Raw genomic sequence first — 8096 nt, forward strand, 5'->3', positions numbered from 1 at the left:
AATGATCATGGCCATGCTTGCCCGGACAGCCGTCCGGGCAAGCCCTCGTACGTAGGTGCCGGTGTCGCCCGGGCCCGCCGATACGGCAAGATCTCTCCATGGAGCACGAGCACCGCCCCGCCGCCCGAGACGTCCGCCGCCTGCCCAAGGCGCACCTGCACCTGCACTTCACCGGCTCCATGCGCTCCGGCACGCTGATCGAGCTGGCCGCCAAGTACGGCGTCCACCTGCCCGAGGCGCTGAGCGGCGGCGAGCCGCCCAGGCTGCGCGCGACCGACGAGCGCGGCTGGTTCCGCTTCCAGCGGCTGTACGACCTCGCCCGCTCCTGCCTGCGCTCGCCCGAGGACATCCAGCGGCTGGTGCGCGAGGCGGCCGAGGAGGACCTCGCGGACGGCTCGGGGTGGCTGGAGATCCAGGTCGACCCCACCTCGTACGCGCCGCGCCTGGGCGGGCTGATCCCGGCGCTGGAGATCATCCTCGACGCGGTGGAGACCACCGCCCGGGACACCGGCCTGGGGATGCGCGTGCTGGTCGCCGCCAACCGTATGAAGCACCCGCTCGACGCCCGCACCCTCGCCCGCCTCGCCGTGCGCTACGCCGGCCGCGGCGTCGTCGGCTTCGGTCTCTCCAACGACGAGCGCCGCGGCTTCGCCCGCGACTTCGACCGCGCCTTCGCCATCGCCCGCGGCGGCGGCCTGCTGGCCGCCCCGCACGGCGGCGAGCTGGCCGGGCCGGCGAGCGTCCGGGACTGCCTGGACGACCTGGACGCGCGCCGCATCGGGCACGGCATCCGCGCCGCCGAGGACCCGCGGCTGCTGGCGCGGCTGGCGGCGTCGGGGGTGACCTGCGAGGTGTGCCCGTCGTCGAACGTCGCGCTGGGGGTGTACGAGCGGCCGGATGACGTGCCGCTGCGGGCGCTGTGGGACGCGGGGGTGCCGATGGCGCTGGGCGCGGACGACCCGCTGCTGTTCGGGTCGCGGCTGGCGGCGCAGTACGAGCTGGCGCGCACGTACCACGGGTTCACGGACGAGGAGCTGGCGGAGCTGGCCCGGCAGTCGGTACGGGCGTCGGTGGCGCCGGACGACGTGCGGCGGCGGCTGCTGGCGGGCGTGGACGACTGGCTGGCGGGGGCGCCGGCCGGCGGCGGCGACCGTCAGGCGGAGGGGGGCGAGGGCTCCGCGGGCGGCGGGGAGCCTGCCGGGAGCGGGGAGTCCGCGGGCGGCGGGGAGACCGCGGCCCAGACCGTATGGGACACCGCCGCGGCGAAGTCGTCCGCCGGCTGAGCCGCCGCCGGCCCGCCGAACGCCACGAAGAACGCCCGCTGGAAGCACGCGCCCAGCAGCAGCACCGCCGCGGCCCGGGGGTCCGCGTCGGCCCGGATGCGGCCGCGCCGCCGCTCCCGCACCAGGTAGTCCGCGAGCGCGTCACCCGCCTCGTAGGGCCCCTTGCGCCCGACCGCGGCGAGCCCTTCGGCGAACCGCGTCAGCAGCCCCGGCTCGACCAGCAGCGCGCCCACCATGGGCAGCATCTCCTCGTAGAAGTCCGCGGCCTTCCGGGCGACGGCCCGCAGGCACTCCTCGACGCTGCGCTCGCCCGGGTCGTCGGCCAGCTCGGTGAGCAGCGCGCCGAGGCGCGGCAGCCGCTCGAAGAGGACGCGGAGGAAGATCTCCTCCTTGTTGACGAAGTGCTTGTAGAGCAGCGCCTCGGAGCAGCCCGCCTCGCGCGCGATCTCCTTGGTGGTCGCGTGCACGAACCCGGCGGTGCGCACGAGGCGCTCTGCGGCGTCCACGATGCGCTCCGGGGCCGGTCTTGACGGCGGGGTGGGCATTCGCTCACCCTAGCAGTGAGTGGGTGCCCACTCACGGGGAGGGACACGATGAAGCTCACGGTCTTCGGCGCGTCCGGTGGCACCGGGCGGGAGGTGGTCCGGCAGGCGCTGGCCGCCGGGCACGAGGTCACGGCGGTGGTGCGCAAGGGCACGCACCCGCCGGACCGGCGGCCGCCGGGCGGGGCGGACGCGGATGCCGGTGCGGGCGTCGGCGCGGGTGTCGGCGCCGGTGCGGGTGCGGGTGAAGGTGCCAGAGTCGGCGCCGAGGCCGGCGCCGGGACCGGCGCGGCGGGCGGGACGGGCCGCGGGAGCGAGCACGGCGCGAAGAGCGCCGCGGGCGGCGAGCGGTGGGGGACGGCCGAGGACGGGCGCGTGCGGTTAGCGCTGGCGACCGTCGCGGACGTGACGGACCCCCTCGCCCTCGGCCCCGTCGTCCGGGGCCGCGACGCGCTGCTGTTCTGCCCCGGCCTGTCGAGCAGCGCCCGCCCCCCGGGCCGCCTCGGCGCGGCGGCGCACGCGCTGGTACGGGCCGCGCGAGCGGCGGGCGTACGGCGGCTGCTCGTCGTCAGCACGGCGCCGGTCGGGCCGCTGCCGCCGGACGAGGGGGTGCTGGGGCGGGCGGTGTCGCCGGTGCTGCGGACGGTGTTCAAGGACGTGTACGCGGAAGCCGCCGCCATGGAGTCGGAGCTGGCGCACAGCGGGCTGGACTGGACGGTGCTGCGGCCGGGCAAGTTGACGAACCGGCGCGGCAAGGGGCGCTACCGGCGCCGCGTCGGCGGCAACGTCCCCGGTACCGGCACCCTGGCCCGCGCGGACCTGGCCCGCGCGGTGCTCGACCTGCTCGACGACCCGGCGGTGCGGGGGCAGACGGTGGGGCTGGGGTCGGCGCGGGGGTGACGGTGCGCACCGTGCGCACCGCGGGAGTCCGCGCTTACGGCGTCACAGGCTCACGCCGACCGTCACCGGCTCGTTGACCAGCGTGACGCCGAACGCGTCGCGCACCCCGTCGCGCACCTCGCGGGCGAGCGCGAGCAGGTCCGCCGTGGTCGCCGAGCCGCGGTTCGTCAGGGCCAGGGTGTGCTTGCCGGAGATGCGGGCCGGGCCCGTGCCGTAGCCGCGGGTGAAGCCGGCGCGGTCGATGAGCCACGCCGCCGACGTCTTCGTCAGCCCCTCCCCCGCCGGGAACGCCGGCGGGTGCACGTCCGGGCCGAGGCGGCGGGCGACGCGGGCGCGGAATGCGGCGTGGGCCGGCTCGTCGAGGACGGGGTTGGTGAAGAACGAGCCGGCCGACCACGTGTCGTGGTCCTCCGGGTCGAGCACCATGCCCTTGCCGGCGCGCAACTTCAGCACGACGTCGCGCGCCTGGGCGGCCGGCACCCGCTCGCCGGTCGCGACGCCGAGCATGCGCGCCGTCTCCGCGTACCGGAGGGGCGCGGACAGCCCGCCCGCGTCGGCGAGGCGGAAGCGGACGCGCAGGACCACGAAGCGGCCGGGGTCGGCCTTGAAGCGGCTGTGGCGGTACGAGAAGCCGCAGTCGGCGCCGGGGACGGTGACGGTCTCGCCGGCGGTGCGGTCGTACGCGACGACCTCGGTGATCGTCTCCGCGACCTCCTGCCCGTACGCGCCGACGTTCTGGATCGGCGTCGCGCCGGCCGAGCCGGGGATGCCGGCGAGGCACTCGACGCCGGCGAGGCCGGCGTCGACGGTGCGCGTGACGGCGTCGGACCAGTTCTCGCCGGCGGCCAGTTCGAGGGTGGTGCCGTCGAGGGTGAAGCCGGTGGTGGCGATGCGCAGGGCGGTGCCGGGGAAGCCGGCGTCGGCGACGACGAGGTTGCTGCCGCCGCCGACGATCAGCAGCGGGGTCCCGGCGGCGTCGGCCGCGCGCACGGCGTCGACCACCTCGGCGTCGGTGGTGGCGGTGACGAGCCGGGCGGCCGGTCCGCCGAGGCGGAAGGTGGTCAGCGGGGCGAGCGGGGCGTTGTGGCGTACCTGCACGGGGCCAAGGTTACGGGCCGCGCCCGCAGGGCAGCGCGCACGTGCCCGTACCGCCCCGCCCGGGCGGCTACGCGCCCCGCCGCGGCGCCCGGTGCCGCCCGCGGCCGGCGGCGACGGCCCGTACCGTCAGGAACACCACCACCGCCAGGGCCACGACCCCCAGCACCACCTTCGAGTACACGCCGACGAGGTCGCTGATCTCGTGCCAGCGCGAGCCCAGCCCGTACCCCGCGAGCACGAACACCGTGTTCCACAGGGCGCTGCCCGCGGCCGTGAGGCCCAGGAAGACGGGCACCGGCATCCGTTCGACGCCCGCGGGCACGGATATGAGGCTGCGGAAGATCGGGATCATGCGGCCGAAGAACACCGCCTTCGTGCCGTGCCGGGCGAACCACGCCTCCGTGCGCTCGATGTCGCGCACCTTCAGCAGCGGCAGCCGCGCCGCCAGCGCGACCGTCCGGTCGCGGCCGAGGAGCGCGCCGACCCAGTACAGCGCGAGGGCGCCCACGACGGAGCCGAGGGTGGTCCAGACGAGGACCGCGGCCAGGTTCAGCCCGCCCTGGTTCGCCGTGAAGCCCGCGAGGGGGAGGATGACCTCGCTGGGCAGCGGCGGGAACAGGTTCTCCAGGGCGATGGCCAGTCCGGCCCCGGGCGCCCCGAGATCCTCCATGAGGCCGGCGGCCCACCCCGCGACGCCACCGCTGGGCGCTTCTCCCGCAGCGATTCCGATCATGCCGATGACGGTACGGGGCCGGTGTGACAACCGGAATCCGGGGTCCCATCCGAGTCCGTACGGAAAACCGCACCCCGGGCCTGTGCCCGGCCGCACGCCCCGGCTCCCGCGGCGCGCGAGCGGGCGCCAGACCCCACCCGCACCCTGCGGAAAGCCGCAGTGCGCCCCTCCCCCGCCCGCGGTTAGCGTGACCGCATCATGCGCCCGATCCTGCTCCGCCGCCTGCGTACCGCGGCCGGGGTCCTCACCGGCGGCCTCACCGCCCTCGTCGAGCTGCCCCTCGTCGCGCTGTGCGGCCTGTGGCTCCTCGCCACCTGGCCCTGGCCCCGGCAGGCCCCCGGCGGCGGCGCCCCGCGCGCGACCCGCCCCCCGTACGCGGCCGCCGCCCGCCTCGCCGCCGTCGAGCGCACGCGCATGACGTACTTCTACGGCAGCGAACTCGCCCCGCCCCCCGTCGGCCCGCGCTCGCTGCGGTACCTCGCCCTCCGCTGGGCCGTCGGCGTCCTCGGCGGCGCGGTGCTGCTGAGCGCGCTGATCGGCGCGCTGTACGGCTCGACGCTGCTGTGGGTCTGGTTCGTCGCGCGGGACGCCAACCCGGCCGTGATCACCGGTTCCGCCCTCGCCGGGCTCTTCCTGCTCTTCCTGTCGGTCCAGGGCGTGGACGGGGTCGCCGCCCTCGACAACCACCTGGCCCACCGCTTCCTCGGCCCCAGCCCCGCCGACCTGCTGCAGCGCCGCATCGGCGAACTCTCCGCCACCCGCGCCGGCGTCGTCGCCGCCGTGCACGACGAACGCCGCCGCATCGAACGCGACCTCCACGACGGCGTGCAGCAGCGCCTCGTCGTCCTCGGCATGCTCCTCGGCCGCGCCCGCCGCACCGCGGCGGCCGACCCGGCGAAGTCGGAGGAGCTGCTCCGGCAGGCCCACGAGCAGGCGCAGCTGACGCTCACCGACCTGCGCGAAGTCGCCTGGCGCGTCTACCCGGCGGCGCTGGACGACGCGGGGCTGCGGGAGGCGCTGGAGGCCCTGGCGGAGCGCGCGGAGCTGCCCGTACGCATCGACTACGCGCTCGCCGAGCCGCTGCCGGAGGCGGTCCGTACGGTCGCGTACTTCACGGTCTCCGAAGCCGTCACGAACGCGATCAAGCACTCGTCCGCCACGCTGGTGACCGTACGGCTGACGCGGGATGCGACGATGGCGCGCGTGAGCATCGAGGACGACGGCACGGGCGGCGCGAACCCGGCGGGCGGCGGCCTGCTGGGCCTCGCCCGCCGCGTCGCCGCCCTCGACGGCCGGCTCACCGTCTCCAGCCCGCCCGGCGGGCCCACCGCCGTCACCGCGGAGCTGCCGTGCGCGTAGTGCTGGCCGACGACTCGACGCTGCTCCGCGAGGGCCTGGCCCGCCTCCTCGCCGACGAGGGCCACACCGTCACCGCCGCCGTCGGCGACGCCCCGGCCCTCGTCGCCGCGGTCGCCGCCGGCCCCCCGGACGTCGCGGTCGTCGACGTCCGCATGCCGCCGGGCCACTCCGACGACGGGCTGCGCGCGGCGCTGGAGATCCGCGAACGGTGGCCGGAGACGGGGGTGCTGGTGCTGTCGCAGTACGTGGAGCGGCGCTACGCCGCGGAGCTGGTCACCGGCAGCACGGGCGGCGTCGGCTACCTGCTGAAGGACCGCGTCGTCCAGGTCGACGAGTTCCTCGACGCCCTGGACCGGGTGGCGGCGGGCGGCACGGCCCTCGACCCGGAGGTCGTCCGCCGCCTCCTGGCCCACAGCACCCGCACGGACCCACTGGACCGCCTGACCGCCCGCGAACGCGAGGTCCTGGACCGCATGGCGCAGGGCCACACCAACGCGGCGATCGCGGCGCGGCTGCACGTGTCGCAGAGCGCGGTGGAGAAGCACGTGAACGCCATCTTCGACAAGCTCGACCTGGCCGGCACGGAGGGCTACAGCCGCCGGGTCCTGGCGATCCTGCGCTACCTGGACCCGTAGCCGGCTAGCGGTAGTTGACGAACTGGACCGCGAAGCTGAGATCCTTCTCCTTGATCAGGGAGATGACCTCCTGCAGCGAGTCCCGGCTCTTGGACGTCACCCGCAGCTCGTCCCCCTGCACCTGCGCCTTGACGCCCTTGGGCCCCTCGTCGCGGATGATCTTCGCGAGCTTCTTGGCGTCGTCCTGGGAGATGCCCTCCTTGACGGTGGAGTACAGCTTGTACTCCTTCCCCGACGCCTGCGGCTCCCCCGACTCCAGAGCCTTCAGCGAGATCCCGCGCTTGACCAGCTTGGACTGGAAGATGTCCAGCACGGCCTTCGCCCGCTCCTCGGCGTTGGCCCGGATCTCGACCCGCTCCCCCGACCACGCGATGGCGGCGCCGACGCCCTTGAAGTCGTAGCGCTGCGAGATCTCCTTGGCGGCCTGGTTGAGCGCGTTGTCGACCTCCTGCCGATCGACCTTCGAGACGATGTCGAAACTGGAGTCGGCCATCTTCGGTGTGCTCCTCGTGCACTGGTTCCCTGATACCGCACCCCGGTCCGGGGCCGTGGACCAGCCTAGTCACCCCACCCGGCCCACGAGCCCCACAACCGAGTGGCGGACCACCCCGGGCCATCGGGTATGGTTTACGACGTTGCCGGGCAGCCCCAGCGGCCGGGCCGGGCGACATCCCTTGGCGGTGTGCCCGAGTGGCCAAAGGGAGCAGACTGTAAATCTGCCGGCTCAGCCTTCCCAGGTTCGAATCCTGGCGCCGCCACCACCTCGAAAAGGGGCCCGTCACCAGCGCGAGCGTTTGTCACGGGCCCTTTCGCGTGCCCGCTCGCCGGGCACGCGCGCCGGTCGGCCGGTCCGTCGCTATAGGCTGCGCGGACACCTGTTCCTTGGGAGGGAGCCGCGGCCGTGATCGACAGCACCGACCACGTCGAGGGCGGCGCGCGCGGCCCCGGGGCCGTGCCCTGCGGGGTCGGTCGGAAGCCGTGAGTGCCGGTGCCGACGTTGAGCTGACCTTTCTGGCGCGGGTCGCCTTTCGGGGGCGGGAGATCACCGCGCCTCGGGTGCGGGGGCTGCTGGCGCTGCTCGCGGGGGAACTGCGGGGCGGGTGCAGCGTTGCGCGGCTCGTGGACGGGCTCTGGGGGGACAGGTTGCCCGCCGATCCGGCGAACGCGCTGCGGATTCTGGTGTCCCGGGCGCGGGCCCAGGTCGGGGCGGACGTCGTCGTCAGCACGCCGACCGGGTACCGGCTGGCGCTGGCGGCGGGGCAGGTCGACGTCGCGGCGGTGGTGCGGTGTGCCGAGGAGTGCGCGCGGGCCGTGCGGGGCGGGGATCACGCCGGGGCGCTGGCCGCCGCCGAGGAGGGGCTCGGGTTCTGGGACGCGGCGCCGGAGGCGGCGGCGGTGCCGGGGGATCCGGTGGCGGAGTTGCGGGCCGCGCGGGCGCCGCTGTACGGCGATCTCGTACGGGCCCGGGCGCTGGCGCTCGCGCGGGTGGGGCGGCGGGCGTTGTCCATGCCCTTGGGGTCGTGGACGGTGACCTGGCCGCCCTGGA

The 8096-nt window shown here is 75.6% G+C and carries 7 protein-coding genes, 1 tRNA gene and 3 pseudogenes; 7 read left to right on the plus strand and 4 right to left on the minus strand.

Going from position 1 to position 8096, the window contains the following annotated elements; translation table 11 throughout:
* The first annotated feature begins 98 nt into the window (after nucleotides 1-98).
* Nucleotides 99-1283 carry an adenosine deaminase gene (locus tag ABD317_RS00680; RefSeq protein WP_344286679.1) on the plus strand — a complete coding sequence of 395 codons (1185 nt, stop codon included), beginning with the start codon at nucleotides 99-101 and terminating at the stop codon, nucleotides 1281-1283.
* Here the strand turns inward: ABD317_RS00680 and ABD317_RS00685 are convergent.
* A pseudogene (locus ABD317_RS00685) lies at nucleotides 1175-1828 on the minus strand (TetR/AcrR family transcriptional regulator); the annotation flags it as partial. The gene ABD317_RS00680 and the pseudogene ABD317_RS00685 overlap by 109 nt on opposite strands.
* A 48-nt stretch (nucleotides 1829-1876) precedes the next feature.
* Between ABD317_RS00685 and ABD317_RS00690 the strand changes: the two are divergent.
* A pseudogene (locus ABD317_RS00690) lies at nucleotides 1877-2005 on the plus strand (NAD(P)H-binding protein); the annotation flags it as partial.
* A gap of 225 nt (nucleotides 2006-2230) precedes the next feature.
* A pseudogene (locus tag ABD317_RS00695) lies at nucleotides 2231-2725 on the plus strand (NAD(P)H-binding protein); the annotation flags it as partial.
* Between the two features lie 42 nt (nucleotides 2726-2767).
* Here the strand turns inward: ABD317_RS00695 and ABD317_RS00700 are convergent.
* On the minus strand, nucleotides 2768-3823 hold the full coding sequence (locus tag ABD317_RS00700) for a UDP-N-acetylmuramate dehydrogenase (protein WP_344286680.1): 1056 nt from the start codon (nucleotides 3821-3823) through the stop codon (nucleotides 2768-2770).
* A 67-nt stretch (nucleotides 3824-3890) separates the two neighbouring features.
* Nucleotides 3891-4493 carry a VTT domain-containing protein gene (locus ABD317_RS00705; protein WP_027754796.1) on the minus strand — a complete coding sequence of 201 codons (603 nt, stop codon included), beginning with the start codon at nucleotides 4491-4493 and terminating at the stop codon, nucleotides 3891-3893.
* A 261-nt stretch (nucleotides 4494-4754) separates the two neighbouring features.
* Here ABD317_RS00705 and ABD317_RS00710 point away from each other — a divergent pair, with 261 nt between their 5' ends.
* Together ABD317_RS00710 and ABD317_RS00715 are read left to right on the plus strand one after the other, a co-directional pair.
* Nucleotides 4755-5915, plus strand: a complete 1161-nt coding sequence (locus ABD317_RS00710; RefSeq protein WP_344286682.1) for a sensor histidine kinase — start codon at nucleotides 4755-4757, stop codon at nucleotides 5913-5915.
* Nucleotides 5906-6550: a response regulator gene (locus ABD317_RS00715; protein ID WP_344286684.1), complete on the plus strand. Its 645-nt coding sequence runs from the start codon at nucleotides 5906-5908 to the stop codon at nucleotides 6548-6550. Before ABD317_RS00710 ends, ABD317_RS00715 begins: the two co-directional genes overlap by 10 nt.
* Before the next feature lie 4 nt (nucleotides 6551-6554).
* Here the strand turns inward: ABD317_RS00715 and ABD317_RS00720 are convergent, their stop codons facing one another.
* Nucleotides 6555-7043 carry a YajQ family cyclic di-GMP-binding protein gene (locus tag ABD317_RS00720; RefSeq protein WP_344286685.1) on the minus strand — a complete coding sequence of 163 codons (489 nt, stop codon included), beginning with the start codon at nucleotides 7041-7043 and terminating at the stop codon, nucleotides 6555-6557.
* Nucleotides 7044-7226: 183 nt separating this feature from the next.
* On the opposite strand from ABD317_RS00720, the gene ABD317_RS00725 reads away from it, so the two are divergent.
* Nucleotides 7227-7311 (plus strand) — tRNA-Tyr (locus tag ABD317_RS00725).
* A 217-nt stretch (nucleotides 7312-7528) separates the two neighbouring features.
* Nucleotides 7529-8096, plus strand: a 568-nt coding sequence (locus ABD317_RS00730) for an AfsR/SARP family transcriptional regulator (protein ID WP_425582235.1), incomplete at its 3' end; no start/stop codon positions are given.

Source organism: Streptomyces synnematoformans, assembly GCF_039531005.1.
Classification (GTDB): domain Bacteria; phylum Actinomycetota; class Actinomycetes; order Streptomycetales; family Streptomycetaceae; genus Streptomyces; species Streptomyces synnematoformans.

Bases quoted from the DNA above. Each gene is read 5' to 3' on its own strand.
- ABD317_RS00710 (WP_344286682.1), top strand. From the start codon at position 4,755: ATGCGCCCGATCCTGCTCCGCCGCCTGCGTACCGCGGCCGGGGTCCTC.
- ABD317_RS00720 (WP_344286685.1), bottom strand. From the start codon at position 7,043: ATGGCCGACTCCAGTTTCGACATCGTCTCGAAGGTCGATCGGCAGGAG.
- ABD317_RS00705 (WP_027754796.1), bottom strand. From the start codon at position 4,493: ATGGAGGATCTCGGGGCGCCCGGGGCCGGACTGGCCATCGCCCTGGAG.
- ABD317_RS00680 (WP_344286679.1), top strand. From the start codon at position 99: ATGGAGCACGAGCACCGCCCCGCCGCCCGAGACGTCCGCCGCCTGCCC.